Source organism: Sphingomonas jejuensis, assembly GCF_011927695.1.
Classification (GTDB): Bacteria; Pseudomonadota; Alphaproteobacteria; order Sphingomonadales; family Sphingomonadaceae; genus Sphingomonas_K; species Sphingomonas_K jejuensis.
In genome coordinates, this window is the sequence record NZ_JAATJE010000001.1 from 26,769 (window position 1) to 53,679 (window position 26,911).

Here is a 26,911-nt window from a genome sequence, read left to right on the forward strand (position 1 = left end):
GCGGCGCTCAGCTCAGCCGGTCGATCGCCTCGTCGCTCAATCCGCCCGGCACGATCATGACGGGGCAGGGCAGCTTGCCCGCCTCCACGCCGGTGAAGGTCGCCACCAGCGGCCCGGGCGCGCCGGTGGCCGATGCGCCCAGCACCAATGCCGCGACATCGCCCGTTTCCGCCAGCATCTCGCGCACCAGCGCGGTCGCCTCGCCCGATCGCACGCTGATCGATGGGCGAATGCCGGCTTCCTCGAACAGCGATCCCGCGGCCATCGCGACCTTGGCTTCGGCGCGTTCGCGGGCCTCGGCCTCCATCACCTGCTGCACGTCGGCCAGGCCGACGAACTCGGTGCGCTCGACGACCGCCAGGATCTGGATGCCGCCGCCCGTGCGCGCCGCCCGCCGCGCGGCAAAGCGCAGCGCCACGTCGCCTTCCGGGCTGTCGTCGATCACCACCAGATAGGTGCGCATGTCGCCTGCCCTTCTCCGTTGCCCCCGGGGAGACAAGTGGCGGTCAGCCGCGTTCGACGCAAGCACCGGCCATGCGCCCTGTCTCTCCCGTCCGGCGTCAGGCTTGGCCTTGACCCTGCGGCAGGCTTGGACAAGACGAAGGCCACGACCGGGGTCGCCACGGTGGCCCGCCCAGACTTGCAAGAGGACGTTTCCCCGATGCCGATCGAGCTCAAGATGCCGGCGCTGTCTCCGACCATGGAGGAGGGCACGCTTGCCAAGTGGCTGGTCAAGGAAGGTGACAGCGTGAAGTCGGGCGACCTCCTGGCCGAGATCGAGACCGACAAGGCCACCATGGAGTTCGAGGCCGTCGACGAGGGCACGGTGGCGAAGATCATGGTGCCGGAGGGAACGGACGGCGTGAAGGTCGGCGCGGTGATCGCGCTGATCGCGGGCGAGGGCGAGGATGCTTCGGCCGCCGCCTCCGCTCCCGCGCCGACGGCCACTCCCGCCCCGACCGGCTCCACCGCACCGGCGGTCGAGGAGAAGGGTTACGGGGCCAGCCCGAAGGATGATCCCAAGCCCGGCTCGACCGATCTCGACAGCGCCACTGGATCGAACACGGCCCGGCCGGCCTCGGCGCCCACCGCGTCGTCGGGCACCGCGGGCGACCGCGTGAAGGCCAGCCCGCTGGCGCGCCGCATCGCCGCCGACAAGGGGATCGAGCTTGGTGGCGTCCAGGGCTCAGGCCCCGGCGGCCGCATCGTCAAGGCGGACATCGAGAATGCGAAAGCGGACGCTGCGCCCGCCCCCGCGTCCGCTCCGGCCGAAAAGGCCGGCGCCGCGGCTGGCCAGGCTGCCCCGACGCCGGCGACTCCGGCCGGCGGCGTCGCGCCGACCACCGAGACCAAGGCGGTCTGGTACGACGACAGCATCCCGCACGAGGAGGAGAAGCTCTCCAACATCCGGAAGACGATCGCGCGTCGCCTGACCGAATCGAAGCAGACGGTGCCGCACATCTACCTGACGGTGGACGTCCGCCTGGACGCGCTGCTGAAGCTGCGCGGCGACCTCAACAAGGGGTTGACGAGCCGCGGCGTGAAGCTGTCGGTGAACGACCTTCTCATCAAGGCGCTGGCCGTCGCGCTGGAGGCCACGCCCAAGTGCAACGTCACCTTCACGGGCGACAAGCTCATCAAGTACGGCCGGGCCGATATCTCCGTGGCCGTGTCGACGCCGACCGGCCTCATCACGCCGATCATCCGCGACGCCGCCAACATCTCCGTGTCGAAGATCTCGACGCAGATGAAGGAGCTCGCCGGCCGCGCCAAGGACGGCAAGCTGAAGCCGGAGGAATACCAGGGCGGCACCGCCAGCCTGTCCAACATGGGCATGTTCGGCATCACGCAGTTCGACGCCGTCATCAACCCGCCGCAGGGCATGATCCTGGCGGTCGGCGCGGGAGAGCAGCGCCCGGCGGTGATCGACGGCGCGCTTGGCGTCGCAACGGTGATGTCCGCCACCGGCAGCTTCGACCACCGCGCGATCGACGGCGCCGACGGGGCGGAGCTGATGAAGCTGTTCAAGGAACTGGTCGAAAGCCCGCTGGGGATGGTGGCCTGAATTTTCGATTGTGACCGTCGGGGCGCCGCACGGTGCCCCGGCCGCACCGCGCGACTGGAGCCTGCTGCAAATGCCTGACACCTACGATCTCGTCGTCCTCGGCTCCGGCCCCGGCGGCTATGTCGCGGCCATCCGCGCCGCGCAGCTCGGCCTCAAGACCGCGATCGTGGAGCGCGAGCGATTGGGCGGCATCTGTCTCAACTGGGGCTGCATTCCGACCAAGGCGCTGCTCCGCACGTCGGAGATCTACCACTATATCACCCATGCCGACGCCTATGGCCTCAGCGTGGAGAAACCCTCCTTCGATCTCGCCAAGGTCGTGGACCGCAGCCGCAAGGTCGCCGGCCAGCTGAACGCAGGCGTGAAGGGCCTGATGAAGAAGAACAAGATCACGGTGGTGGAGGGCGTCGGCACGCTCGCCGGCAAGGGCAAGCTGTCGGTCAAGCAGGGCGACCAGACGGTGGAACTGCAGGCGCGCGACATCATCATCGCGACCGGCGCGCGCGCCCGCGACCTTCCCTTCGCCAAGGCGGACGGGCAGCGCATCTGGACCTACCGCGACGCGATGGTGCCAAAGGAGATGCCGTCCAAGCTCCTGGTCATCGGCTCCGGCGCGATCGGCGTGGAATTCGCAAGCTTTTACAACGACATGGGGGCAGACGTCACCATCGTCGAGATGCTCGACCGCATCCTCCCCGTCGAGGATGCGGAGGTCAGCGACTTCATGGCCAAGGCTTTGACAAAGCAGGGGATCAAGCTCCTCACCAAGGCGAGCATCGAGAAGCTCGAAACCACCGCCGGAGGTGTCAACGCGGCCCTAAAGACCGCCGACGGAAAGACCGAGACGGCCGAGTACAGCCATGTCATCGTCGCCATCGGCATCGTGCCCAACACGGAAAACATCGGGCTGGAGGAGCTCGGCGTCCAGACCGAGAAGGGCCACATCAAAACGGACGGCTTTGGCCGCACCGGGGTTGAGGGCGTCTGGGCAATCGGCGACGTCACCGGCGCTCCATGGCTCGCCCACAAGGCAAGCCACGAAGGCGTGATCGCCGCCGAGGCGATCGCCCAGGCGCGCGGAAACAAGGATGTCCACCCGCATCCGATGAACAAGGCCAACATCCCGGGCTGCACCTACTCCCGCCCCCAGGTCGCGTCGGTCGGCCTGACCGAGGCAAAGGCGAAGGAGGCCGGTTACGCGCTGAAGGTCGGCAAGTTCCCCTTCATCGGCAACGGCAAGGCGATCGCCCTCGGCGAGGCGGAGGGCTTCATCAAGACCGTCTTCGACGCGAAAACAGGCGAACTGCTCGGCGCTCACATGGTCGGGGCCGAGGTGACCGAGCTCATCCAGGGTTACGTCGTCGCGCGGACGATGGAGACGACGGAGGCCGAACTGATGGAGACGGTCTTCGCGCACCCAACGCTGAGCGAGATGATGCACGAGAGCGTCCTGTCCGCTTACGGTCGAGCGCTCCACTTCTGATGCGCCGCCCGCCCGGCGACCTCGTCGCGGCGGGCGTCTCCGCATCGATCATCGCAGGCCTCTGGGTCGCGATCAAAGCCGGTTGGCTGATCCGTCTCGACACAGAGGTCCTGCTTGAAGCAGCCGCCCTGATCCCGCCTGCGATCGCCTCGACGATCACGCGGGTGGGAGACACGATCGTGCGGCTCGCGGTCGCGGCCGTCGTCGCGGCGGCTCTGCTGGTCGCAGGACATTGGCGAAAGTCGCTTTTCCTGATCCTTGCAGTGGCAGGCGGGGCGGTGTTCAACGAGGGCCTGAAGCTGCTCGTCGGACGTGCCCGGCCCGACCTTCTCCCAAGCGTCGAACAGATCCACGGCACGAGCTTTCCAAGCGGGCATGCCGCAGGCGCGGCCGTGCTTTTCGGCAGCCTAGCGCTTCTCGCTCCCTTCCGCTTCCGGGTCACCGCGCTGATCGTCGCGGTGTTTGCTGCCGTTCTCGTGGGAGCCAGCAGGATAGCCCTCGGTGTTCACTGGCCGAGCGATGTGATGGCCGGTTTCTCAAGCGCCGTGATCTGGATCATCATCGCATCGCGTTGTGTGCCGATGGCTCGTGGCACTCGCTGAGGAGATGATCGTTTTAAGGTGGCGGAGGTGCGACACGATGAACGACGACGAAAAGGCCGAGATTGCCAAGAACTTCGATCAGGCGGTCAACATGGCTCCCGCAGAGCTGGAGAAGTGGCTCGACAGCGACGACAGCAAGGCCGTCGGTTGGAAAGGCGATGATGGTCACGGCTCGGGTGAGAGCGTCGGACACAAGGCAGGCGCCCGCATCGTGGAGATCAAGCGCAAGAAGAAGGCGGATCTCACAGATGCTGATTACGCTCATATGAAGAAGGTCGGCGCCTATGTGGCCCGTCACAAAGCGCAAGGTGGCCCGAAGGATGACAAGGACCACAGCGCCTGGCGCTACTCGCTAATGAATTGGGGGCACGATCCCCTCAAATGACGGCGCAACAGCCAGACTTTAGCCCTGCAAACTCAGTCTTTGTTGGCGTGCCGCTCGCATGCCTCCACTTGAGCGCCTGATGGCAGCGCGCACCAGATCCTTTTTTAGCGGGTTCGGCATGCAGGTGCTGGCCGGCATGGCGGCAGGGCTTGCTCTTGGGCTCGTAGCGCGCTCGCTCGGGCCCGATCTCGACGGGTCGCCCAATGCCCTGGCGGATTTGCTGGCTCTTGTTGGTTCGAGCTTTGTCCAGCTGCTGCGCGTGCTGGTGCCGCCGCTGGTGTTTACGGCGATCGTCGCGTCGATCGCGAACCTCGCCGAGTTGGGCAATGCCCGGCGGCTGGTTGTGCAGACGCTGGTCTGGTTTGCGCTCACTGCCGCGATCGCCGTGACCATCGGGATCATCCTCGGTTTGGCGCTGGAGCCCGGTCTGCGTGCCGGCGTCGACGCGAGCGCGGCCGAGGCGCCGCGTTCCGTGGGGTCGTGGCTCGATTTCCTGAAAGGGCTGCTTCCCGTCAACTATCTGGGATTGGAGGCGGGGACCCGGCTTTTCGACGGGGGCGCAGCGACAACCAGCCTGTCGTTCAACGTGCTTCAGATCGTCATTCTGTCGATCGTTATCGGCGTGGCGGCTTTGCGGGTCGGCGAGGCGGCCGCTCCATTTCTTCAGTTCGTCCGATCCGCGCTTGCGATCACGCGCAAGGTGCTGTGGTGGGTGATCCGGCTGACGCCGATCGGCAGCGCCGGCCTGTTCGGCACGGCGGTCGCGGCTTACGGCTGGGACTCGCTGGCGTCGCTCGGCTGGTTCGCTGCGGCCGTGTACCTCGGTTTGGCCATCGTGCTGTTCGTGGTCTACCCAGCGGTGCTGCTGATCAACGGGCTCGATCCGATCCGCTTCTTCAGAGGAGCGTGGCCGGCGATCCAGCTCGGTTTCGTCTCGCGCTCGTCGATCGGCACGCTGCCTGTGACGGAGCAGGTGGTGGAGCAGGCGCTGGGTGTGCCGCGGCCTTACGCAGCCTTTGCCGTGCCGCTTGCCGCGACGACCAAGATGGACGGGTGCGCCGCGATCTACCCGGCGATCGCCGCCCTGTTCGTGGCGCAGTTCTATGCGGTTCCGCTGCATGCGGCGGATTACGCGCTGATCCTGTTCGTGTCGGTGATCGGGTCGGCGGCGACCGCCGGCCTGACGGGCGCGGTGGTGATGCTCACGTTGACACTCACAACGCTCGGTTTGCCCCTGGAAGGCGCGGGTTTGTTGTTGGCGATCGATCCGATCATCGACATGGGCCGAACGGCGGTGAACGTCGCTGGCCAGGCGCTTGTGCCGACGGTGGTCGCGAAACGAGAGGGCATTCTCGACGAAAGCGCTTATGCAAGGCATGAGGTGGCCGCCGTCGCACGCTGACGCGGCCGAGAACTTCGAAAGAAGGGGGCCGATGTGGCCTCGAAGCAGGGAGACGTACTGATGAAGACCTTTGTGATGGCGAGCCTGGTGGCCGTGTCCGCTCTGTCGCTTTCGGCCTGCAACAGCAGCCCGCAGGAAGCGGCGTCGGACAACTACACCGACAACCTTGAGGATCTGGCCGACAACACCTCGAACGAGGTTCAGGCCGAGGCGATCGAGAACCAGGCCGACGCCCTCGAGAACGCCAACGAGCCGGTGCTCGACGGCGCGCTCAACAGCACGGCGAACGGCATCGATTCGGCGACCAACGCCACGACCAACGCCCTCTAAGAACTGTTGCGGGCACCGCGTCTCACGCGGTGCCCGACACCTCCGTCGCGACCGCGATCGCCGGTCGCGTTCCGACCGGGCATAGAGCATCGGCTCTGCTGCGCAACGCCCGCCAAGCCGCTTCTCACGATCCTGCCCGCCCCCTCGGCGTCGCATCAGGGCCGGCGTTGACCCACTGGGCAGGTGCGGTTATAGGCCGCTGCGTCCATGACCCCAACGGGTCCGGACAGCTTGAGCATTGCTGGATGCGATCAAGGGCCAGGGTGGGCCGGAAGGCCGCCGGGCTCTTTTGCGTTGAATTACTCGGGCTCCAGCAAAGTAACCGTCTAGTCACAAGGTGAAGGGCTTCATGCCGACGATCAACCAGCTGGTCCGCAAGGGCCGCACGCCGCAGAAGGAACGCTCCAAGGTTCCGGCCATGGAAGCGAACCCGCAGAAGCGCGGTGTCTGCACCCGCGTGTACACCACGACCCCGAAGAAGCCGAACTCGGCGCTGCGCAAGGTGGCCAAGGTCCGCCTGGTGAACAGCCGCGAGGTCATCAGCTACATTCCGGGCGAGGGGCACAACCTGCAGGAGCACAGCTCCGTCCTCATCCGTGGCGGCCGCGTGCGCGACTTGCCCGGTGTGCGCTACCACGTGCTTCGCGGCGTGCTCGACACGCAGGGTGTCAAGGACCGCAAGCAGTCCCGTTCCAAGTACGGCGCAAAGCGTCCGAAGTAAGCCGGCCGCCTGTCGGTCACAAAGGCTGAAGTTTAGAAGGAAGATCAGATGGCTCGTCGTCGTCGTCCCGAAAAGCGGGAAATCCTGCCTGATCCCCGGTTCGGGGATGAGGTTCTGTCCAAGTTCATGAACAACATCATGCTCGACGGTAAGAAGGCCGTCGCAGAGGGCATCGTCTACACGGCGCTCGAAACGGTCGAGCAGCGTGCCAAGAAGGACCCGATCGGCGTGTTCCACGACGCGCTGAACAACATCAAGCCGGGTATCGAGGTCCGCAGCCGCCGCGTCGGCGGTGCGACCTACCAGGTCCCGGTCGAGGTCCGTCCCGAGCGTGCGCAGGCGCTGGCGATCCGCTGGCTGATCTCCGCGGCGCGCTCGCGCGGCGAGAACACGATGTCGGCGCGGCTGTCGGGCGAGCTGTTGGACGCGTCCAACAATCGCGGCAACGCGGTGAAGAAGCGTGAGGACACGCACCGGATGGCGGAAGCCAACCGCGCCTTCTCGCATTATCGCTGGTAGTTCCTATATCGGGAGAGGCGCTTCGGCGCTTCTCCATTCACCGTTCGCCCTGAGCTTGTCGACGGGCTGATCTTCTTGGCCGAAGGCAGGGCTGGGCTTCGACAAGCTCAGCCCGAACGGTTATGGGGCACCCGCCCCGACCCAGTTCAGCACGCCGGACATGCCGGCACAGGAGTGACGCATCATGGCCCGCAGCCATCCGCTCGAGAAGTATCGCAACATCGGCATCATGGCGCACATCGACGCCGGCAAGACGACGACGACCGAGCGCATCCTCTATTACACCGGCAAGTCTTACAAGATCGGCGAGGTCCACGAGGGCACCGCCACCATGGACTGGATGGAGCAGGAGCAGGAGCGCGGCATCACGATCACGTCGGCTGCGACCACGTGCTTCTGGAACGACCACCGCATCAACATCATCGACACCCCGGGGCACGTCGACTTCACCATCGAGGTCGAGCGTTCGCTGCGCGTGCTTGACGGCGCCGTCGCCTGCTTCGACGGCGTGGCCGGCGTGGAGCCGCAATCCGAGACCGTGTGGCGCCAGGCCGAGAAGTACCGCGTTCCGCGCATGTGCTTCGTCAACAAGCTGGACCGCACCGGTGCCTCGTTCGAGCGCTGCGTGGACATGATCAAGGATCGCCTCGGCGCGCGTCCGGCGGTTCTGTACCTGCCGATCGGCATCGAGGGCGGCTTCAAGGGCCTGGTGGACCTGGTCGAGAACCGCGCCATCATATGGCTCGAGGAATCGCTGGGCGCGAAGTTTGAATATCGCGACATCCCCGACGACCTGGCGGATGCTGCCGCGACCGCTCGTGCCGAGCTGATCGAGATGGCGGTCGAGCAGGACGACGATGTCATGGAGGCTTATCTGGAGGGCAACGAGCCCGACACGGCCACCCTGAAGAAGCTGATCCGCAAGGGCACGCTGAACTTCTCGTTCGTGCCGGTGCTGTGCGGCTCTGCCTTCAAGAACAAGGGCGTGCAGCCGCTGCTGGACGCGGTGGTCGACTATCTGCCGTCGCCGCTCGACATCCCCGACGTGCAGGGCGTGAAGCTGGACGGCGAGACCGAGGACACGCGACCGCCGGCCGACGACGCCCCGCTGTCCGCGCTGGCGTTCAAGATCATGAACGACCCGTTCGTCGGCACGCTGACCTTCGCGCGCATCTATTCGGGCAAGCTCGAAAAGGGCAGCTACCTGAACAGCGTGAAGGACAAGAAGGAAAAGATCGGCCGCATGCTGCTGATGCATGCCAACAGCCGTGAGGACATCGACGAGGCGTTCGCGGGCGACATCGTCGCCATCGCGGGTCTTAAGGAGACCACGACCGGCGACACGCTGTGCGACGCGTCCAAGCCGATCATCCTGGAGCGCATGGAGTTCCCGGAGCCGGTGATCGAGCTGTCGGTGGAGCCGAAGACCAAGGCCGACCAGGAGAAGATGGGCCTCGCCCTGTCGCGCCTGGCCGCCGAGGATCCGTCCTTCCGCGTGTCGACCGATCACGAATCGGGCCAGACCATCATCAAGGGGATGGGCGAGCTCCACCTCGAGATCCTGGTCGATCGCATGAAGCGCGAGTTCAAGGTCGAGGCGAACGTCGGTGCGCCGCAGGTCGCCTATCGCGAGTCGCTCGCGAAGAAGGTGGACGTCGACTACACCCACAAGAAGCAGTCGGGCGGCTCCGGCCAGTTCGGTCGCATCAAGTTCACGGTGGAGCCGGGCGAGCGTGGCCAGGGCGTCGTCTTCGTCGACGAGGTCAAGGGCGGCAACATTCCGCGCGAGTACATCCCGAGCGTGGAGAAGGGCATCCGCGAGGTTGCGGCAACCGGATCGCTGATCGGCTTCCCGATCATCGACTTCACGGCGACGCTGACCGACGGCGCCTACCACGACGTCGACTCTTCGGCGCTGGCGTTCGAGATCACCGGGCGCGGCGGCATGCGCGAGGCGGCCCAGAAGGCCGGCATCAAGCTGCTGGAGCCGATCATGAAGGTCGAGGTCGTGACGCCGGAGGATTATCTCGGCGACGTGATCGGCGACCTCAACTCGCGGCGCGGGCAGATCCAGGGCACCGACGCGCGTGGCAACGCCACCGTCGTCGAGGCGCAGGTACCGCTGGCCAACATGTTCGGCTATGTGAACCAGCTGCGGTCCTTCACGCAGGGCCGTGCGCAGTACACCATGCAGTTCTCGCACTATGAAGAAGTGCCGCAGAACGTGGCGGACGAAGTCAAGGCGAAGCTGGCGTAACCCGATTTTTCAAACTATGAGCGCGCCCCGATGGGCGGTGCGCCCTGATTCAGACGGAAGAAGGTAGGACAATGGCGAAAGCGAAGTTCGAGCGGACCAAGCCGCACTGCAACATCGGCACGATCGGTCACGTCGACCATGGCAAGACGTCGCTGACCGCGGCGATCACCAAGGTGCTGGCCGAGGCAGTCGCGGGCAACGCCGCGGTGGATTTCTCCAACATCGACAAGGCGCCGGAAGAGCGCGAGCGCGGCATCACCATCTCGACCGCGCACGTCGAGTACGAGACGAACGGCCGCCACTACGCGCACGTCGATTGCCCGGGTCACGCCGACTATGTGAAGAACATGATCACCGGTGCCGCCCAGATGGACGGCGCGATCCTGGTGGTGTCGGCCGCTGACGGCCCGATGCCGCAGACCAAGGAGCACATCCTGCTCGCCAAGCAGGTCGGCGTGCCGACGATGGTCGTGTTCCTGAACAAGGTCGACCAGGTCGACGATCCCGAGCTGCTCGAGCTCGTCGAGCTCGAGATCCGCGAGGAGCTCTCCAAGCGCGATTTCGACGGCGACAACATTCCGATCATCGCCGGCTCGGCGCTGGCCGCGCTCGAGGACTCGAACGACGAGATCGGCAAGCAGGCGATCCTGAAGCTGATGCAGGCGGTTGATGACTGGATTCCGCAGCCGGAGCGTCCGCTCGACAAGACCTTCCTGATGCCGATCGAGGACGTGTTCTCGATCTCGGGCCGCGGCACCGTGGTGACGGGCCGTGTCGAGACCGGCATCGTCAAGGTCGGCGAGGAAGTCGAGATCGTCGGCATCAAGGACACCCGCAAGACCACCGTCACGGGCGTCGAGATGTTCCGCAAGCTGCTCGACCAGGGCCAGGCCGGCGACAACATCGGTGCGCTGATCCGCGGCGTCGGCCGTGAAGAGGTCGAGCGTGGCCAGGTGCTCTGCAAGCCGGGCTCGATCAAGCCGCACACCGAGTTCTCCTCGGAGGTCTACGTGCTGTCGAAGGACGAGGGTGGCCGTCACACGCCGTTCTTCGCCAACTATCGCCCGCAGTTCTACTTCCGCACCACGGACGTCACCGGCGAGGTCATCCTTCCCGAGGGCACCGAGATGGTGATGCCGGGCGACAACGTGCAGCTGAAGGTCAAGCTCATCGCGCCGATCGCGATGGATCCGGGCCTCCGCTTCGCCATCCGTGAGGGCGGTCGTACCGTCGGCGCGGGGGTTGTGGCCGAGATCACCAAGTAATATAGCGACCAGCGGCGGGCCGGCTCTCCTTCAGGGGAGAGTCGGCCCGCCCTTTTTATGGAAGGGGCGTTTGATCGCCCCACGGCTCTTTCGCATCGGTAGTGGACATGGAAACGCAGAATATCCGTATTCGCCTGAAGGCATTCGATCACCGCGTGCTCGACCAGGCCACCGGCGACATCGCCGACACCGCGCGCCGCACCGGCGCCATGATCCGCGGACCGATCCCGCTCCCGACTCGCATCGAGAAGTTCACGGTGAACCGTGGACCGCACATCGACAAGAAGTCGCGCGAGCAGTTCGAGGTGCGCACCTACAAGCGCATGCTGGACATCGTTCAGCCGACGCCGCAGACCGTGGATGCGCTCATGAAGCTGGATCTCGCAGCGGGCGTTGACGTCGAGATCAAGCTGGCTTAAGGAGCCGGCCTTCGCGGTCGACCTTCGGGTCCCGCTGCAGGCGCAACGCTTCGGCGACGCGCGGATTGGGCCCCCGCTCGCGGGGGCACATGACACAGCAGAGATACCGCCGTCCGGTTCCGCCGGGCGGGACAGCGTCTCCCGTCTTGCCTTTCGGGGCAACCAGCCCGGGACGGGGGCTCGCTTCACATTTCCGGGCTGACACGCACTGGCGGATCCACCGCCCGTGCCTCTGTGAGGGAGTTTGGTCATGCGCACAGGCGTGATCGCGAAGAAGGTGGGGATGACCCGCCTGTTTCAGGAAGACGGCCGGCACGTTCCGGTGACCGTCCTCCTGCTCGACAATGTCCAGGTGGTGGCGCGCCGCGAGGCGGACCGTGACGGCTATGTCGCCGTTCAGCTCGGCGCCGGCACCGCCAAGGCGAAGAATCTGACGAAGCCGCAGCGCGGCCACTTCGGCAAGGCCGAGGTCGAGCCCAAGGCGCAGCTGGCCGAGTTCCGCGTTGCCGACGATGCGCTGATCGACGTGGGCGCGGAGTTGTCCGCCGCTCACTTCGTGGCGGGCCAGCTGGTCGACGTGCAGGGCCACACGCAGGGCAAGGGCTTTGCCGGCGCCATGAAGCGCTGGGGCTTCGGTGGTCTTCGTGCGACCCACGGCGTGTCCGTGTCGCACCGCTCGCATGGTTCGACCGGCAATCGCCAGGATCCGGGCCGCGTCTTCAAGAACAAGAAGATGGCCGGCCACATGGGTGATCGTCAGCGCACCCAGCAGAACCTGGAGATCGTGCGCACCGACATCGATCGCGGCCTGCTGTTCGTGAAGGGCTCCGTTCCGGGTCACAAGGGCACCTGGCTGATCGTCAAGGACGCGGTGAAGGTCGCGCGCCATGCCGACGCGCCGTACCCGGCGGGCATCAAGGAGCGCATTGCCGAGATCGTCCACGAGGAAGCCCCTGCCGGCATGGTCGAGGCCGCGGCGGTCCACGAGATCGCGCCGCTGCCCGGTGCCGACGAGGTCGAGGCGGGCGTGCAGGCGGCGGATGCGCAGGCGAACGAGCCCGGCGTCAACGATCCGCAGAATGCCGAGAGCAATGGCGCGGCGCCCGACACGGCGACCGACGAGAGCAAGGAAGGCTGAGCCCCATGAAGCTCAAGGTACAGAGCCTCGGCGCAGCCGAGACGGGCGAGATCGAGCTCAACGATGCGATCTTCGGGCTGGAGCCGCGCGCGGACATCCTGCACCGGGTCGTGACGTGGCAGCTCGAAAAGCGCCGCGGCACCGCGCGTCCCACCCGTGAGCGTGCCGATGTCGCCCGCTCCGGCAAGAAGTTCGGTCGCCAGAAGGGCGGCGGCACCGCCCGTCACGGCGATCGCCGCGCCCCCGTCTTCATCGGCGGTGGCAAGGCCCACGGTGCGCGCCTGCGCGACTTCAACCCGTCGCTGAACAAGAAGGTTCGCGCGCTGGGCCTGAAGATGGCGCTGTCGTCGAAGGCGAAGGACGGTCAGCTGATCGTGCTCGACTCACTAACGGTGGACGGCGGCAAGACCAAGGCGCTGGCCGAGCAGCTGAAGACGCTGGCCTTCGGCAATTCGGCCCTGGTGATCGACGGCGCGACCGTTGAGCAGAGCTTCGCCTTCGCGGCGGGCAACCTGGCTCGCGTCAACGTGCTGCCGACCATGGGCGCAAACGTCTATGACATTCTGAGGCACGACACGCTGGTGCTGACGCGCGCCGCGATCGAGACGCTGGAGGCGCGGTTCAATGGCTAAGCGCGACGCAAAGGGTGCGATCGACACGCGTCACTATGACGTGATCGTCGGTCCGCACATAACGGAGAAGTCGACGCTTCTGTCCGAGCACAATGCGGTTGTGTTCCGGGTCAGCGCCGACAGCACCAAGCCGCAGATCAAGGCGGCGGTCGAGGCATTGTTCGATGTCCAGGTGACGGGCGTCAACACGCTCGTCCAGAAGGGCAAGTCCAAGCGGTGGAAGGGTCGTCCCTACACCCGCACGGACGTGAAGAAGGCGATCGTGACGCTGGCCGAAGGTCAGCAGATCGACGTGACGACGGGGATCTGAGGCGATGGCGCTCAAGCACTACAACCCGACCTCGCCGGCCCGTCGCGGGCTGATCCTGGTCGACAAGTCGTCCCTGTGGAAGGGCAAGCCGGTCAAGGCGCTGACCGAAGGTAAGCGCAAGACGGGCGGTCGCAACAACAAGGGCCATGTCACGTCGCGCGGCATCGCCGGCGGCCACAAGCAGCGCTATCGCATCGTCGATTTCAAGCGTCGGCTGTGGGACGTCGAGGGCACCGTCGAGCGGCTGGAATATGACCCCAACCGCACCGCCTTCATCGCGCTCGTGAACTACGGCGCGGGCGAGGACGGCAAGGATCGCCTGGTCTACATCATCGCGCCGCAGCGTCTGGCCGTCGGCGACAAGGTCGTCGCGGGCAAGCGCACCGACGTGAAGCCGGGCAACGCCATGGAGCTGGGCCAGATGCCGGTCGGCACCATCGTCCACAACGTGGAGATGAAGCCGGGCAAGGGCGGTCAGATCGCCCGTTCGGCCGGCACCTATGTGCAGGTCGTCGGTCGTGACCGCGGCATGGTGATCGTTCGCCTGAACTCGGGCGAGCAGCGCTATATCCACGGCAACTGCATGGCGACGGTGGGCGCGGTGTCGAACCCCGACAATGCGAACCAGAACCTCGCCAAGGCGGGCCGGTCGCGCTGGATGGGCAAGCGCCCGCTGACCCGCGGCGTCGCCAAGAACCCGGTCGACCACCCGCACGGCGGTGGTGAGGGCCGGACCTCGGGCGGCCGTCACCCGGTCACCCCGTGGGGCAAGCCGACCAAGGGTGCGCGCACCCGCCACAACAAGGCGACGGACAAGATGATCATCCGCAGCCGCCACGCGAGGAAGAAGTAATGGCCCGCTCCGTCTGGAAGGGTCCGTTCGTCGACCTGAGCCTTCTTCGCAAGGCGCAGACCGCGAACGAGACCAACGCGCGCGCTCCGATCAAGACCTGGTCGCGCCGTTCCACCATCCTGCCCGACTTCGTCGGCCTGACGTTCAACGTTTACAATGGTCGCAAGTTCGTGCCGGTGTCCGTCAATGAGGAAATGGTCGGCATGAAGCTGGGCGAGTTCGCGCCCACCCGCTTCTTTCCCGGCCACGCCGCCGACAAGAAGGGCAAGCGCTGATGTCGAAGCAGGCAGCCCCGCGCCGCGTGGGCGACAACCAGGCGCTGGCGGTGGGCAACACCATCCGCGGCTCCGCGCAGAAGCTGAACCTTGTGGCGGCGCTGATCCGCAACAAGAAGGCCGGCGACGCGCTCAACATCCTCGCCTTCTCGCCGAAGGGCATGGCGGTTGACGTTCGCAAGGTGCTCGCTTCGGCGATCGCCAACGCGGAGAACAACCACAATCTCGACGTCGACGCGCTCGTCGTCACCGAGGCGAGCGTGGGCAAGTCGATCTCGATGAAGCGGTTCGCCACGCGCGGCCGCGGCAAGTCGACGCGCATCGTGAAGCCGTTCAGCCGGGTCCGCATCGTCGTGACCGAGCAGGAAGACGCCTAATGGGTCAGAAATCCAACCCGATCGGTCTGCGCCTGCAGATCAACCGCACGTGGGACAGCCGCTGGTTCGCGGAAGGCCATGACTATGGTCGCCTGCTGCTCGAGGATCTGAAGATCCGCAAGTTCATCATGAAGTCGCTGCCCCAGGCTGCGATCTCCAAGGTGGTGATCGAGCGTCCGGCCAAGCTGTGCCGCATCTCCGTCTATGCCGCACGCCCGGGCGTGATCATCGGCAAGAAGGGCGCGGACATCGAGAAGCTTCGCAAGACGCTCTCGGCGATGACCTCGTCGGACGTGTCGCTGAACATCGTCGAGATCAGGAAGCCCGAGATCGACGCCAAGCTCGTCGCGCAGGGTGTTGCCGACCAGCTGGAGCGCCGCATCGCGTTCCGTCGCGCCATGAAGCGCGCGGTGCAGTCCGCGCTGCGTCTGGGTGCCGAAGGCATCCGGATCACGTCGGCCGGCCGCCTTGGTGGCGCCGAGATCGCGCGTACCGAGTGGTACCGCGAAGGTCGCGTGCCGCTCCACACGCTGCGCGCCCATGTCGACTATGGCGAGGCCGAGGCGCACACCGCCTATGGCGTGTGCGGCATCAAGGTCTGGATCTTCAAGGGTGAGATCCTGGGTCACGATCCGACGGCGCAGGACCGGCTGATGCTGGAGGCCCAGACCTCCGGCGTGCGTCCGGCGCGCGACGACGATCGTCGGCGCTAAGGGTTAGGACAGAACAATGCTGCAACCGAAGCGCACCAAGTTCCGCAAGGCCCACAAGGGCCGCATCCACGGCGATGCCAAGGGTGGCACCGACCTCAACTTCGGCGCCTATGGCCTGAAGGCGATGGAGCCGGAGCGGATCACCGCCCGCCAGATCGAGGCGGCTCGCCGCGCGATCACGCGCCACATGAAGCGCCAGGGCCGTCTCTGGATCCGTATCTTCCCGGACGTGCCGGTGTCGTCCAAGCCTGCCGAAGTCCGAATGGGCTCCGGCAAGGGATCGCCGGAGTTCTGGGTCGCCCGCGTGAAGCCGGGCCGGATCCTGTTCGAGCTCGATGGCGTCGACGGCAAGCTGGCCGCCGAGGCGTTCGAGCGTGCGGCGATGAAGCTGCCGATCAAGACCAAGGTTGTCGCCCGTCTCGGCGACTTCAGCCATCTGGGAGCCGAGTAATGGCCAAGATCGACGATCTGAAGGTCAAGAGCGACGACGAGCTGTCGACGGAGCTGGGCAACCTGAAGCGCGAGGCGTTCAACCTGCGCTTCCAGGCTGCGACCAACCAGCTGGAGAAGCCCGCCCGCGTTCGTGAGGTGCGCCGCCAGGTCGCGCGCATCAAGACGCTGCAGGCCGAGCGTTCGCGCTCGGCGGCCAAGTAAGGAAACGACGACATGCCGAAGCGCGTGCTGACCGGACTCGTGGTGTCCGACAAGGCCGACAAGACGGTGGTGGTCCGCGTGGAGCGCAAGGTGAAGCACCCGCTCTACGGCAAGATCATCCGCCGTTCGAAGAAGTATCATGCCCATGACGAGGCGAACGACTTCCGCGAGGGCGAGACGGTCCGGATCGAAGAGACCGCGCCGATCTCCAAGCTGAAGACGTGGCGCGTTGTCGACCGGGTCGACACCCACAAGGCGCCGGGGACGGCCGCCGCGGTCGAGGCCTGAACGCCTCGCCACTCGATAAAGGCGGCATCGGGTCGGTATCCGGTGCCAGATGAGAAGGAAGCGGATCGATGATCCAGATGCAGTCCAACCTTGAGGTCGCCGACAACAGCGGCGCCAAGCGCGTCCAGTGCATCAAGGTGCTGGGTGGCTCCAAGCGGCGCACCGCGACCGTTGGCGACATCATCGTCGTCTCGGTCAAGGAAGCGGCGCCGCGTGGCCGCGTGAAGAAGGGCGACGTTCACCGTGCGGTGATCGTGCGTACCGCCAAGGACATCCACCGTGCGGACGGTTCCACCATCCGTTTCGACGGCAATGCCGCGGTGCTGGTGAACAAGAACGAGGAGCCGATCGGCACCCGTATCTTCGGCCCGGTGGTTCGCGAGCTGCGCGCGCGCAAGCACATGAAGATCATCTCGCTCGCGCCGGAGGTGCTGTGATGGCTGCTCCCGTCAAGATGAAGATCAAGAAGGGCGACCAGGTCATCGTCCTGTCCGGCAAGGACAAGGGCAAGACCGGCACCGTGACGCAGGCCATGCCGAAGGACGGCAAGGTCATCGTCGGGGGCGTCAACGTCGCCGTCCGTCACGCCAAGCCGACCCAGGCCGATCCGCAGGGTGGCCTGAAGCGTTCGGAAGCGCCGCTGCACGTCTCGAAGGTCGCGCACGTGACCGCCGACGGGAAGCCGACGCGCGTCCGCTATGAGACCAAGGACGGCAAGAAGGTCCGCGTGGCCGTGAAGACCGGGGAGACGATCAATGGCTGACGGCTATACGCCCCGCCTGAAGGGCCAGTATGACGAGCGCATCGTCAAGGCGATGACCGAGAAGTTCGGCTACAAGAACGCCATGGAAGTTCCGCGCATCGAGAAGATCGTGCTGAACATGGGCGTTGGCGAGGCCACGCAGGACAAGAAGAAGGTCGAGCAGGCCGCCGGCGAGATGGAGCTGATCGCGGGTCAGAAGCCCGTCATCACCAAGGCCAAGAAGTCGATCGCGCAGTTCAAGCTGCGCGAGGGCATGCCGATCGGCGTCAAGGTGACGCTGCGTCGCGAGCGCATGTACGAGTTCCTGGATCGCCTCATCACCATCGCCCTTCCGCGCGTCCGCGACTTCCGCGGGCTCAACCCCAAGAGCTTCGACGGCCGTGGCAATTATGCCATGGGCCTGAAGGAGCAGCTGGTGTTCCCCGAGATCAACTATGACCGCATCGACAAGGTGCGGGGCATGGACGTGATCGTGACCACTTCGGCGAAGACCGACGACGAGGCGCGCGAGCTCCTCCGTTTGTTCGGCTTCCCGTTCCCGCAGCCCGAAGCCGACCAGCAGAAGCAGGCGGCGTGACGGCAACGGCAAGACGAAAGAAGAGAGCTTAAGTCCATGGCGAAACTGAGTTCCATCAACAAGAACGAGCGTCGCAAGGCGCTGGTGAAGCGCACGGCGCCGAAGTACGCCAAGCTGAAGGCGATCGCGGGCGACACCTCGCTCGACGAGACCGAACGGCTGATCGCGCGGCTGAAGATGGCGGAGCTGCCGCGCAACGGCAATCCGACGCGCATCCGCAACCGCTGCGAGCTGACGGGCCGCCCGCGTGCCTATTACCGCAAGTTCCGTCTCTGCCGCGTCCAGCTGCGCGATCTGGCCAACAAGGGCCTGATCCCGGGTGTGACGAAGTCGAGCTGGTAAGGACTGACAGATGGCAGTGACCGATCCCCTGAGCGACATGCTCACGCGCATCCGCAACGGCCAGCAGGCGAAGAAGGACAGTGTCCTGTCGCCCGCGTCCAAGCTGCGCGCCCGCGTCCTCGACGTTCTGCAGCGCGAGGGCTACATCCGCGGTTATTCGGAGGAGGCCGTGTCCGGCCACCCCGGCCTGCGCATCGAGCTGAAGTATTTCGAGGGCCAGCCGGCAATCCGCCACGTGGCCCGAGTGTCCAAGCCCGGCCGCCGCGTTTATTCCGGGTCCAAGGAGTTGCCGCGCGTGCGCAACGGCCTGGGCATCACCATCGTCTCGACGCCCCGTGGCGTTCTGTCCGACGCGGAAGCGCGCGAGCAGAACGTGGGCGGCGAGGTTCTCGCGGAGGTCTTCTGATGAGCCGCATCGGTAAGAAGCCGGTTCCGCTGCCCGGCGGCGTGTCGGCCAACATTAACGGCCGCGAGCTGGCAGTGAAGGGCCCGAAGGGCACGCTGACGCTCGCGATGCGCGACGAGATCGCCTATGCGGTCGAGGATGGCGGCATCTCGGTGCAGCCCGCCAACGACAGCAAGCAGGCCCGCGCCTTCTGGGGCATGCAGCGCACGCTGGTGCAGAACCTCGTCACGGGTGTCACCGAAGGGTTCACCAAGACGCTGGAGATCACTGGAGTCGGCTACCGCGCCAACGCTCAGGGCAAGAACCTGAAGCTGCAGCTCGGCTACAGCCACGACGTCGATTTCCCGGTGCCGGAAGGCATCGAGATCAAGACGCCCGATCAGACCACGGTCCAGATCAGCGGCATCGACAAGCAGAAGGTCGGCCAGGTGGCCGCGGAGATCCGCCGCTGGAGGAAGCCGGAGCCCTACAAGGGCAAGGGCATCAAGTATCGCGGCGAGTTCATCTTCCGCAAGGAAGGGAAGAAGAAGTAATGGCCAAGATGCTCTCCCTTTTCGCCAAGCGGCGCCAGCGCGTCCGCACTGCGCTGCGTGCGCGGGGCGGTCAGCGTCCGCGGCTGTCGATCCACCGGTCGGGCCGTCACATCTATGCCCAGGTGATCGACGACGCGCAGGGCCGCACCGTCGCCTCCGCCTCCACGCTGGAGAAGGACGCACGCGACACCACCGGCGCCACCGCGCAGGCGGCGACGGAGGTCGGCAAGCGCGTGGCCGAGCGGGCCAAGGCTGCCGGCGTCACCCAGGTGGTGTTCGACCGCGGCGGCTTTCTTTTCCATGGCCGCGTCAAGGCGCTGGCCGAAGCCGCCCGTGAGGGCGGTCTGGAGTTCTGATCATGGCCGATACCAACGAAATCCAGTCGCAGCCGGGCGCGCCCGCTGATGGCGGCCAGCCGGCCGAGGCCGCTGGCTTCGAGGGACGGGGTCCCGGTGGCCCGGGCGGGCGTGGCCCGCGTGGTGGCCGTGGCCGTGGTCCTGGCGGCGACAATCGCGGGCGTGGCGGTCGCGACGGCAATCGGGGTCGTCGCGACGACCGCCGCGGCGGTGCCGATGACGGTGGCGAGGAGCTGATCGAGAAGCTCGTCCACATCAACCGCGTGTCGAAGACGGTGAAGGGCGGCAAGCGCTTCGGCTTCGCCGCGCTGGTCGTGGTTGGGGACGGCAAGGGTCGTGCGGGCTTCGGCCATGGCAAGGCCCGTGAGGTTCCCGAGGCGATCTCGAAGGCAACCGCCGCTGCGAAGAAGGCGATGATCCGCGTTCCGCTGCGCGACGGCCGGACCCTGCACCATGACGGCAACGGCCACTTCGGTGCCGGTCGCGTGACGGTGCGTTCGGCCCCGCAGGGCACGGGCATCATCGCCGGTGGTCCGATGCGTGCCATCTTCGAGTCGCTGGGCGTCGCAGACGTGGTGACCAAATCGGTGGGCACGTCGAACCCGTACAACATGATCCGTGCGACCTTCGAGGCTCTGGGCGAGCAGACCTCGCCCAAGTCGGTCGCGCAGCGTCGTGGCAAGAAGATCGCCGATCTGCTCGGCCGCGGTGGGTCGCAGACCGCCGAGGCCGACGCCGCGGCGATCGTGGAGTAACCGACATGGCGACGATTAAGATCAAGCAGATCGGATCCCCGATCCGCCGCACCAAGGATCAGCGCGCGACGCTGATCGGCCTTGGTCTCAACAAGATGCACCGCGTGTCCGAGCTTGAGGACACGCCGGAAGTACGCGGCATGATCCGCAAGCTTCCGCACATGGTTGAGGTCATCGAGGGCTGAACGCCTCTCGTCGACCGGTGACAAACAGGGGGAAGGGGGCTAGTTGGCCCCCTTCCTTATTTTCCAGGCGCGAACATAGCGAAAGCGAGTGCAGACAATGAAGTTGAACGATCTCCGCGACAATCCCGGCAGCCGTCAGTCCCGCGTGCGCGTGGGCCGCGGCATCGGTTCCGGCCTCGGCAAGACTGCGGGTCGCGGTCAGAAGGGCCAGAAGAGCCGCGAGGGCGTGTCCATCAAGGGCTTCGAGGGCGGTCAGATGCCGCTCCACATGCGGTTGCCGAAGCGCGGCTTCAACAACCCGTTCGCCAAGGACTATGCCGAGGTGAACTTGGGCGCGATCCAGAAGGCTGTCGATGCCGGAACGCTCGATGGCAACGCGACCATCGATCACGCCGCGCTGAAGGCGGCTGGCCTCGCCCGCGGCGGCGCCGACGGTGTCCGTCTGCTCGGCAAGGGCAGCCTGTCGGCGAAGCTGAGCTTCGTGGTGGCGGGCGTTTCCAAGGGTGCACGCGAGGCAGTCGAGCAGGCCGGTGGATCGATCGAGGTCCCGACCGTCGTGCCGGCCTCGGAGAAGGCGGCGGCGAAGAAGAACAGCAAGCGCGACGCGGCCAAGGCGGCCCGCGCCTGAACCTTCAGCCCGCGGACTTAGACAAAGTCCGCGGGCGTTCTATATGAGCGGCGGGGGCGGCCGCCTCCTGCGTTCGCCGGCCCGACCGGCACATCCAGGACTTGCACAAGATCATGGCATCGAGAGCCGACCAGCTGGCGACAAACCTCAACCTCTCCAAGTTCGGGCAGGCGACGGAACTGAAGAACCGACTGTGGTTCACCGTCGGGGTTCTGATCGTCTATCGCCTGTTGTCGTTCGTGCCGCTGCCCGGCGTCGATCCGACCGCGCTGGGCCTGTTGGCGAACCAGACGCGCGGCGGCGTGGTCGATTTCTTCAACACCTTCTCCGGCGGTGCGCTGGAGCGCATGTCGCTGATCGCGCTTGGCGTGATGCCCTACATCACCGCGTCGATCGTGGTGCAGATGGCCGCAGCGCTGCTGCCGAGCCTGGGCGCGCTGAAGAAGGAAGGCGAGAGCGGCCGCAAGAAGCTGAACCAGTACACGCGTTACGGCACGGTGCTGCTGACGGCGGTGCAGGGCTGGTTCATCGCCGTCGGTCTTGAGAGCTTCGGTGCGTTGCAGGGCGTGGCCGCCGTGGTCGAGCCCGGCCTGCTGTTCCGTCTGACTGCCGTCATCAGCCTGGTCGGCGGGACCATGTTCCTGATGTGGCTGGGCGAGCAGATCACCAGCCGCGGGGTGGGCAATGGCGTGTCGCTCATCATCATGGCCGGCATCGTCGCGCAGCTGCCGACGACGATCTCCAACCTGTTTTCCTCGACGCGTACCGGCAGTATCTCCATCGGCTTCCTGCTGGTCATTATCGCCGCGATCGTCGGAACGATCCTGTTCATCTGCTTTATGGAGCGCGCGCAGCGCCGGGTGCTGATCCAGTATCCGAAGCGCCAGACGCAGCGCGGCATGATGCAGGCGGACCGCAGCCACCTGCCGCTGAAGATCAACACCGCCGGCGTGATCCCGCCGATCTTCGCGTCGTCGCTGCTGCTGATGCCGCTGACCATCACGCAGTTCGCGGGGCAGGCGGTGGAGGGACAGAGCGCCTGGGGCGATTTCGTGATCAGCCTCAACCAGTATTTGGCGCACGGCACGCCCGTTTACATGACGCTCTATGCCGCCGGCATCATCTTCTTTTCCTTCTTCTACACGGCTGTGGTGTTCAACCCCGAGGAGACGGCGGAGAACCTGAAGCGGAACGGGGGCTTTATTCCCGGTATTCGGCCGGGCAAGAACACCATGGACTATCTGGACTATGTGCTCACCCGAATCACGGTGATCGGGTCCATCTACCTCGCCATCATCTGTCTGCTGCCCGAATTCCTGCTCTCGTCGGCCGGACTGACGCTGCTGTTCGGCGGCACCAGCCTCCTCATCATCGTCAACGTGACGATGGACACGGTGTCGCAGATCCAGAGCCACCTGATCGCGCATCAATATGGCGATCTCATCAAGAAGGCCCGGTTGAAGGGCGGTCGTCCTCGCTGAGGACGGGAAGGGGCTCGGCCACGTGAACATCATCCTGTTGGGACCGCCCGGAGCGGGCAAGGGCACGCAGGCGGCGCGCCTGGTTGACGGGCGCGGCATGGTGCAGCTCTCGACGGGGGACATGCTGCGGGCGGCGGTGAAGGCGGGAACCCCGGTCGGGCTCCGCGCCAAGGCCGTGATGGATGCCGGCGCGCTGGTGTCGGATGAGATCGTGTCGGCGCTGATCGGCGACAGGCTGGACGAGCTGGCGCCGGCCGTAGGCGTGATCTTTGACGGCTATCCGCGCACCGAGGCGCAGGCGCTGTCGCTGGATGACCTGCTGAAGGCGCGCGGACGCACGCTCGACCATGTGATCGAACTGGAGGTCGACGAGGATGCGCTGGTCGACCGGATCACCGGCCGGTTCAGCTGCGCCAAGTGCGGCGAGGGTTACCACGACCGCTACAAGCTTCCGATGAACGAGGGCGTGTGCGACGTGTGCGGAAGCAGCGACTTTCGGCGTCGCCCCGATGACAACGAGGCAACCGTGCGCACGCGCATGGCCGAATACCGCGACAAGACGGCGCCGATCCTGCCGCTCTACGAGGCGCGCGGCATTGTCTCGCGCGTCGACGGGATGGCGGACATGGACAGCGTCAGCGCGGCAGTCGCCGACATCCTGGATCAGCCACCCGCCTGAGGGTTGCAGGGGTTGCGGCCGGCCGTCGCTTGACAGCGACGAGTCGCAACCGTAAGGCGGCGCTCTTCCGAACGCTTTCGCTTACCGGTCGCGAATCCACTTCGCTCGACCGGCTGTTTGCGGTTCGGCAGACGCGTCGAGATGGGGCCGCTCGCCAGGCGGGCCTGTGGAGCAGGAGAAAAAGAGCAGATGGCACGTATCGCGGGGGTCAACATCCCCACCAACAAGCGCGTGGTGATCGCGCTGACCTACATTCACGGCATCGGTCGCACCAAGGCGGTCGAAATCGCGGACAAGCTGAACATCACGCATGAGCGGCGCGTCCAGGATCTGTCGGACCAGGAGGTCCTGCAGATCCGCGAGACCATCGACGCCGATCATACGGTGGAAGGCGACCTGCGTCGTCAAACCGCGATGAACATCAAGCGGCTGATGGACCTCGCCTGCTACCGCGGCCTGCGCCACCGCAAGGGCCTTCCGGTCCGCGGCCAGCGCACGCACACCAACGCGCGCACCCGCAAGGGCAAGGCGAAGCCGATCGCGGGCAAGAAGAAGTAAGCCACGCCGCGAACGATCCGGGGGATTGTTCGCGCGAGCCTACTTCGCCGGAGGCGGGTCGGAAGCCCCGTACCGCCCTCTCGGTCCCGCAGCATAAAGATCTAGGTCAGGACAAGCATCATGGCACAGGCCCCGCAGCGCCTCCGTCGGCGCGAGCGCAAGAACATCACCGCCGGCGTCGCCCACGTGAACGCCAGCTTCAACAACACGCTCATCACCATCACCGATGCCCAGGGCAACGCGATCAGCTGGTCGTCGGCCGGCATGATGGGGTTCAAGGGCAGCCGCAAGTCGACGCCCTATGCGGCGCAGGTTGCAGCCGAGGACGCCGGCAAGAAGGCGGCCGACCACGGTGTCCGCACGCTGGAGGTCGAGGTCAAGGGCCCCGGCTCCGGGCGCGAGTCGGCGCTGCGCGCGCTGCAGGCCGTTGGTTTCCAGATCACGTCCATCCGCGACGTGACGTCGATCCCGCACAATGGGGTCCGTCCGTCCAAGCGGCGCCGCGTCTGACGCGTTGCCGTTCCGGCTGCCGGTAGATCCGGCGGCCGGCACCATCTTCGACAGGGCGAGGGGCACCGGGCCGCTTCGCTGAGCCTAGGGGAAGACCGTGGCTGTCAATGCTAAGAACTGGCAGGAACTGAAGAAGCCCACCGGGCTTGAGAAGAAGTCCGCGGGTGGCGATGGCCGCCGGCGGGCAACCTTTGTGGCGGAGCCGCTGGAGCGCGGGTTCGGCCTGACGCTGGGCAATGCCCTTCGCCGCGTGCTCCTGTCGTCGCTGCAGGGCGCGGCCGTGACCGCGATCAAGATCGAGAACGTGCTGCACGAGTTCTCCTCGCTGGCGGGTGTCCGCGAGGACGTGACCGACATGGTGCTGAACGTGAAGCAGATCGCGCTGCGCATGCAGGGCGAGGGGCCGAAGCGGCTGCAGCTGTCGGCGACCGGTCCGGCCGAGGTGACCGCGGGCGACATCGCCACGTCGGGAGACATCGAGGTGATGAACCCCGACCTGGTGCTGTGCCATCTGGATGACGGCGCCACGCTCAACATGGAGCTGACCGCCGACATCGGGAAGGGCTATGTCGCCGCCAGCGCGAACCGCCCGGCCGATGCGCCGATCGGCCTGATCCCGGTGGACGCGCTGTATTCGCCGGTCCGGCAGGTCGCCTACAAGGTCGAGAATACGCGCGTTGGCCAGGAGCTCGACTACGACAAGCTGACGCTGACGATCGAGACCGACGGCACGGTGAGCCCGGACGACGCGGTCGCCTATGCGGCGCGCATCCTCCAGGATCAGCTGCAGCTGTTCGTGCACTTCGACGAGGGCATGCCGGCGCAGCAGCCGTCGAGCGGTGGCGGCGTGTCGCTGCCGAGCGTGCCGGAGACGCAGACGGACGCCAACCAGCTCAACCGTTACCTCCTCAAGAAGGTCGACGAGCTCGAGCTTTCGGTGCGCAGCGCCAACTGCCTGAAGAACGACAACATCATCTACATCGGCGATCTCGTGCAGAAGACGGAGGCGGAGATGCTCCGCACGCCGAACTTCGGCCGCAAGTCGCTGAACGAGATCAAGGAGGTCCTCTCGTCGATGGGCCTGCGGCTGGGCATGGAGATCCCGGGCTGGCCGCCGGAGAACATCGAGGAAATGGCCAAGAAGCTCGAACAGGACATCATGGGCTGAGCCACGGACCGGCGGAGCGATGCTCCGCCGGTCGTTGGCGCAGCCAGCGGCGGCCGCGAGGCGGCCGCCCTGCGGGTGGCTTGCCGCCCGACCTTCTCACCTCTTCTGCAACGCAGGGGAGGCAACAACGGGAACCGGCGGCGCCCGTGAACTGCCGCCTGCTCCGGGGTACCTTGTCCGGCCCCCGATCGAACGTGAAGGAAGACCATCATGCGCCATCGTGTCGGCGGCCGTAAGCTTCAGCGCACCGCGTCGCACCGCGCCGCCCTGTTCCGCAACATGTCGGCCGCGCTCATCAAGCATGAGCAGATCACCACCACCGTCGCCAAGGCGAAGGAACTGCGCCCGTACGTCGAGAAGCTGGTGACGCTCGCCAAGCGCGGGGGCCTGTCCAATCGTCGCCTGGCGCATGCCCGCCTGCTCGACGATGCGCAGCTGACCAAGCTGTTCGACGTCCTGGCCGAGCGCTATTCCGGCCGTGACGGCGGCTACACCCGCGTCATCAAGGCCGGCATCCGCCAGTCGGACGCGGCCCCGATGGCGATCATCGAGTTCGTCGACAGGGACGTGTCCGCCAAGGGGCAGGACTCCGGTCCCGTGCAGACGGACGAGGACGATTACGACCAGGCTGCCTGAGCGCGCAGCATCGTCTCAGGATCAGGGAAGGCCGGTTCCGGAAGGAGCCGGCCTTTTCCGTTTGAGCGGCCCCCAGCCGGCATCCTGGAACCTGTCCGCGCGCCACTCGCTTGGCCGTCAAAGGAGACGATCATGGACAAGAGGCTGGCAGGTGCGATCGGCGGCGTGGTCGCCGGGCTTGTGACGACGGCAGTCATGGTCGGCGGCCGGAAGACGGGGGTGCTCGACAAGACGCTCGACCGCGACTCGGTAGACTGGATGGACGATAAGTTCGGAACGCGTGCCGTGATCGGCGAGACCGGAACCAGTCTGCTTGAATTCGCCAACCATCTCGGCGCGTCAGCCCTGTTCGGCGCTGCCTATGCTGAACTTCGCGAGCATGTGCCGGAAGAGATCCCTGATTGGGCCCTCGCAGCTGCGTTCGGAACTGGGCTCTACGCAGTGAACATCGCCGGCATTGCGCCCCTGCTTGGCATCACCGAGGGTGAGGTAGAGGCAGGACCGAAGCAGGCGACCGAGCGATGGGCGGTGCACGTGCTGCAGACCGTAGTCACCGCCTATGCCGCGCGCGAGGTGGCAGACCGCTGAGGAAGATGTGGTCGGCGTTCGGTGCGCCGCGGGTCTTCCCCAGTCCGGCTTAGGTGAT

At 66.1% G+C, this 26,911-nt stretch carries 39 protein-coding genes; 38 read left to right on the top strand and 1 reads right to left on the bottom strand.

The genetic code is table 11. From position 1 onward, the window contains the following. Positions 1–7: 7 nt before the first annotated feature. Positions 8–463 (bottom strand): universal stress protein, encoded by a 456-nt coding sequence (locus GGR88_RS00145; RefSeq protein ID WP_167951752.1) that lies wholly within the window; start codon positions 461–463, stop codon positions 8–10. A 198-nt stretch (positions 464–661) separates the two neighbouring features. On the opposite strand from GGR88_RS00145, the gene GGR88_RS00150 reads away from it, so the two are divergent. From GGR88_RS00150 to GGR88_RS00335, 38 genes are all read left to right on the top strand, one after another. After that, positions 662–2,065: a pyruvate dehydrogenase complex dihydrolipoamide acetyltransferase gene (locus GGR88_RS00150; protein WP_167951754.1), complete on the top strand. Its 1,404-nt coding sequence runs from the start codon at positions 662–664 to the stop codon at positions 2,063–2,065. 70 nt (positions 2,066–2,135) lie between these two features. Further along, positions 2,136–3,548: a dihydrolipoyl dehydrogenase gene (gene lpdA / locus GGR88_RS00155; protein ID WP_167951756.1), complete on the top strand. Its 1,413-nt coding sequence runs from the start codon at positions 2,136–2,138 to the stop codon at positions 3,546–3,548. Continuing rightward, complete coding sequence (locus tag GGR88_RS00160; RefSeq protein ID WP_167951759.1) at positions 3,548–4,150, top strand: phosphatase PAP2 family protein; 603 nt, start codon at positions 3,548–3,550, stop codon at positions 4,148–4,150. The genes lpdA and GGR88_RS00160 overlap by 1 nt, the downstream gene beginning before the upstream one ends. Before the next feature lie 37 nt (positions 4,151–4,187). After that, the gene (locus GGR88_RS00165) at positions 4,188–4,535 is read left to right on the top strand and encodes a DUF3140 domain-containing protein (protein WP_167951761.1); all 348 of its coding nucleotides are present in this window, start codon (positions 4,188–4,190) and stop codon (positions 4,533–4,535) included. A 118-nt stretch (positions 4,536–4,653) separates the two neighbouring features. Then, complete coding sequence (locus GGR88_RS00170) at positions 4,654–5,937, top strand: dicarboxylate/amino acid:cation symporter (protein WP_425338455.1); 1,284 nt, start codon at positions 4,654–4,656, stop codon at positions 5,935–5,937. Between the two features lie 60 nt (positions 5,938–5,997). Beyond that, entirely contained in the window at positions 5,998–6,267 is a 270-nt protein-coding gene (locus GGR88_RS00175; protein ID WP_167951765.1) for a hypothetical protein, read from the top strand. A gap of 349 nt (positions 6,268–6,616) precedes the next feature. Continuing rightward, positions 6,617–6,988: a 30S ribosomal protein S12 gene (gene rpsL, locus GGR88_RS00180; RefSeq protein ID WP_167951767.1), complete on the top strand. Its 372-nt coding sequence runs from the start codon at positions 6,617–6,619 to the stop codon at positions 6,986–6,988. 48 nt (positions 6,989–7,036) lie between these two features. Then, positions 7,037–7,507, top strand: coding sequence for a 30S ribosomal protein S7 (rpsG, locus tag GGR88_RS00185; RefSeq protein WP_167951777.1), 471 nt, complete (start codon positions 7,037–7,039; stop codon positions 7,505–7,507). Positions 7,508–7,691: 184 nt separating this feature from the next. After that, positions 7,692–9,764, top strand: a complete 2,073-nt coding sequence (fusA, locus tag GGR88_RS00190) for an elongation factor G (protein WP_167951779.1) — start codon at positions 7,692–7,694, stop codon at positions 9,762–9,764. 71 nt (positions 9,765–9,835) lie between these two features. Further along, positions 9,836–11,029: an elongation factor Tu gene (tuf, locus tag GGR88_RS00195; protein WP_167951785.1), complete on the top strand. Its 1,194-nt coding sequence runs from the start codon at positions 9,836–9,838 to the stop codon at positions 11,027–11,029. Positions 11,030–11,136: 107 nt separating this feature from the next. Further along, complete coding sequence (gene rpsJ, locus GGR88_RS00200) at positions 11,137–11,448, top strand: 30S ribosomal protein S10 (protein WP_167951787.1); 312 nt, start codon at positions 11,137–11,139, stop codon at positions 11,446–11,448. 250 nt (positions 11,449–11,698) lie between these two features. After that, a complete protein-coding gene (rplC, locus tag GGR88_RS00205) occupies positions 11,699–12,586 on the top strand; it encodes a 50S ribosomal protein L3 (RefSeq protein WP_167951797.1) in 888 nt (295 codons plus the stop codon). 5 nt (positions 12,587–12,591) lie between these two features. Further along, the gene (gene rplD, locus GGR88_RS00210; protein ID WP_167951799.1) at positions 12,592–13,218 is read left to right on the top strand and encodes a 50S ribosomal protein L4; all 627 of its coding nucleotides are present in this window, start codon (positions 12,592–12,594) and stop codon (positions 13,216–13,218) included. After that, complete coding sequence (locus tag GGR88_RS00215; RefSeq protein WP_167951801.1) at positions 13,211–13,528, top strand: 50S ribosomal protein L23; 318 nt, start codon at positions 13,211–13,213, stop codon at positions 13,526–13,528. Before rplD ends, GGR88_RS00215 begins: the two co-directional genes overlap by 8 nt. Positions 13,529–13,532: 4 nt before the next feature. Then, positions 13,533–14,381 carry a 50S ribosomal protein L2 gene (rplB, locus tag GGR88_RS00220; RefSeq protein ID WP_167951803.1) on the top strand — a complete coding sequence of 283 codons (849 nt, stop codon included), beginning with the start codon at positions 13,533–13,535 and terminating at the stop codon, positions 14,379–14,381. Beyond that, a complete protein-coding gene (gene rpsS / locus GGR88_RS00225; protein WP_167951805.1) occupies positions 14,381–14,656 on the top strand; it encodes a 30S ribosomal protein S19 in 276 nt (91 codons plus the stop codon). The genes rplB and rpsS overlap by 1 nt, the downstream gene beginning before the upstream one ends. Continuing rightward, on the top strand, positions 14,656–15,033 hold the full coding sequence (gene rplV / locus GGR88_RS00230) for a 50S ribosomal protein L22 (RefSeq protein WP_167951814.1): 378 nt from the start codon (positions 14,656–14,658) through the stop codon (positions 15,031–15,033). Before rpsS ends, rplV begins: the two co-directional genes overlap by 1 nt. Next, positions 15,033–15,746 carry a 30S ribosomal protein S3 gene (rpsC, locus tag GGR88_RS00235; protein ID WP_167951816.1) on the top strand — a complete coding sequence of 238 codons (714 nt, stop codon included), beginning with the start codon at positions 15,033–15,035 and terminating at the stop codon, positions 15,744–15,746. Before rplV ends, rpsC begins: the two co-directional genes overlap by 1 nt. 16 nt (positions 15,747–15,762) lie before the next feature. Further along, the gene (gene rplP / locus GGR88_RS00240) at positions 15,763–16,197 is read left to right on the top strand and encodes a 50S ribosomal protein L16 (protein WP_167951818.1); all 435 of its coding nucleotides are present in this window, start codon (positions 15,763–15,765) and stop codon (positions 16,195–16,197) included. Further along, complete coding sequence (gene rpmC, locus GGR88_RS00245; RefSeq protein ID WP_167951820.1) at positions 16,197–16,400, top strand: 50S ribosomal protein L29; 204 nt, start codon at positions 16,197–16,199, stop codon at positions 16,398–16,400. Before rplP ends, rpmC begins: the two co-directional genes overlap by 1 nt. 12 nt (positions 16,401–16,412) lie before the next feature. Beyond that, positions 16,413–16,688, top strand: coding sequence for a 30S ribosomal protein S17 (gene rpsQ, locus GGR88_RS00250; protein ID WP_167951822.1), 276 nt, complete (start codon positions 16,413–16,415; stop codon positions 16,686–16,688). 68 nt (positions 16,689–16,756) lie between these two features. Further along, positions 16,757–17,125, top strand: coding sequence for a 50S ribosomal protein L14 (gene rplN, locus GGR88_RS00255; RefSeq protein WP_167951824.1), 369 nt, complete (start codon positions 16,757–16,759; stop codon positions 17,123–17,125). 17 nt (positions 17,126–17,142) lie between these two features. Next, complete coding sequence (gene rplX / locus GGR88_RS00260; protein ID WP_425338475.1) at positions 17,143–17,451, top strand: 50S ribosomal protein L24; 309 nt, start codon at positions 17,143–17,145, stop codon at positions 17,449–17,451. Further along, a complete protein-coding gene (gene rplE, locus GGR88_RS00265) occupies positions 17,444–18,028 on the top strand; it encodes a 50S ribosomal protein L5 (protein ID WP_167951828.1) in 585 nt (194 codons plus the stop codon). Before rplX ends, rplE begins: the two co-directional genes overlap by 8 nt. 36 nt (positions 18,029–18,064) lie before the next feature. Beyond that, positions 18,065–18,370 (top strand): 30S ribosomal protein S14, encoded by a 306-nt coding sequence (rpsN, locus tag GGR88_RS00270; RefSeq protein ID WP_167951837.1) that lies wholly within the window; start codon positions 18,065–18,067, stop codon positions 18,368–18,370. Positions 18,371–18,380: 10 nt separating this feature from the next. After that, positions 18,381–18,776, top strand: a complete 396-nt coding sequence (gene rpsH, locus GGR88_RS00275; protein WP_167951839.1) for a 30S ribosomal protein S8 — start codon at positions 18,381–18,383, stop codon at positions 18,774–18,776. Beyond that, a complete protein-coding gene (rplF, locus tag GGR88_RS00280) occupies positions 18,776–19,309 on the top strand; it encodes a 50S ribosomal protein L6 (RefSeq protein ID WP_167951841.1) in 534 nt (177 codons plus the stop codon). Before rpsH ends, rplF begins: the two co-directional genes overlap by 1 nt. Then, a complete protein-coding gene (gene rplR, locus GGR88_RS00285) occupies positions 19,309–19,665 on the top strand; it encodes a 50S ribosomal protein L18 (RefSeq protein WP_167951843.1) in 357 nt (118 codons plus the stop codon). Before rplF ends, rplR begins: the two co-directional genes overlap by 1 nt. A gap of 2 nt (positions 19,666–19,667) precedes the next feature. Further along, entirely contained in the window at positions 19,668–20,420 is a 753-nt protein-coding gene (gene rpsE / locus GGR88_RS00290) for a 30S ribosomal protein S5 (RefSeq protein ID WP_167951845.1), read from the top strand. A 5-nt stretch (positions 20,421–20,425) separates the two neighbouring features. Further along, the gene (rpmD, locus tag GGR88_RS00295) at positions 20,426–20,605 is read left to right on the top strand and encodes a 50S ribosomal protein L30 (protein WP_167951847.1); all 180 of its coding nucleotides are present in this window, start codon (positions 20,426–20,428) and stop codon (positions 20,603–20,605) included. 97 nt (positions 20,606–20,702) lie between these two features. Next, a complete protein-coding gene (rplO, locus tag GGR88_RS00300) occupies positions 20,703–21,233 on the top strand; it encodes a 50S ribosomal protein L15 (protein WP_167951849.1) in 531 nt (176 codons plus the stop codon). Positions 21,234–21,346: 113 nt separating this feature from the next. Further along, positions 21,347–22,714, top strand: coding sequence for a preprotein translocase subunit SecY (gene secY, locus GGR88_RS00305; RefSeq protein WP_167951851.1), 1,368 nt, complete (start codon positions 21,347–21,349; stop codon positions 22,712–22,714). 22 nt (positions 22,715–22,736) lie between these two features. Then, entirely contained in the window at positions 22,737–23,393 is a 657-nt protein-coding gene (locus GGR88_RS00310) for an adenylate kinase (protein ID WP_167951853.1), read from the top strand. 189 nt (positions 23,394–23,582) lie between these two features. After that, the gene (rpsM, locus tag GGR88_RS00315) at positions 23,583–23,951 is read left to right on the top strand and encodes a 30S ribosomal protein S13 (RefSeq protein ID WP_167954241.1); all 369 of its coding nucleotides are present in this window, start codon (positions 23,583–23,585) and stop codon (positions 23,949–23,951) included. 120 nt (positions 23,952–24,071) lie between these two features. Next, a complete protein-coding gene (rpsK, locus tag GGR88_RS00320; protein ID WP_167951863.1) occupies positions 24,072–24,461 on the top strand; it encodes a 30S ribosomal protein S11 in 390 nt (129 codons plus the stop codon). A 97-nt stretch (positions 24,462–24,558) separates the two neighbouring features. Further along, the gene (locus GGR88_RS00325; RefSeq protein ID WP_167951865.1) at positions 24,559–25,629 is read left to right on the top strand and encodes a DNA-directed RNA polymerase subunit alpha; all 1,071 of its coding nucleotides are present in this window, start codon (positions 24,559–24,561) and stop codon (positions 25,627–25,629) included. Between the two features lie 210 nt (positions 25,630–25,839). Further along, positions 25,840–26,265, top strand: coding sequence for a 50S ribosomal protein L17 (gene rplQ / locus GGR88_RS00330; protein ID WP_167951867.1), 426 nt, complete (start codon positions 25,840–25,842; stop codon positions 26,263–26,265). A gap of 132 nt (positions 26,266–26,397) precedes the next feature. Then, positions 26,398–26,853 carry a hypothetical protein gene (locus GGR88_RS00335; RefSeq protein ID WP_167951869.1) on the top strand — a complete coding sequence of 152 codons (456 nt, stop codon included), beginning with the start codon at positions 26,398–26,400 and terminating at the stop codon, positions 26,851–26,853. The last annotated feature ends 58 nt before the right edge of the window (positions 26,854–26,911 follow it).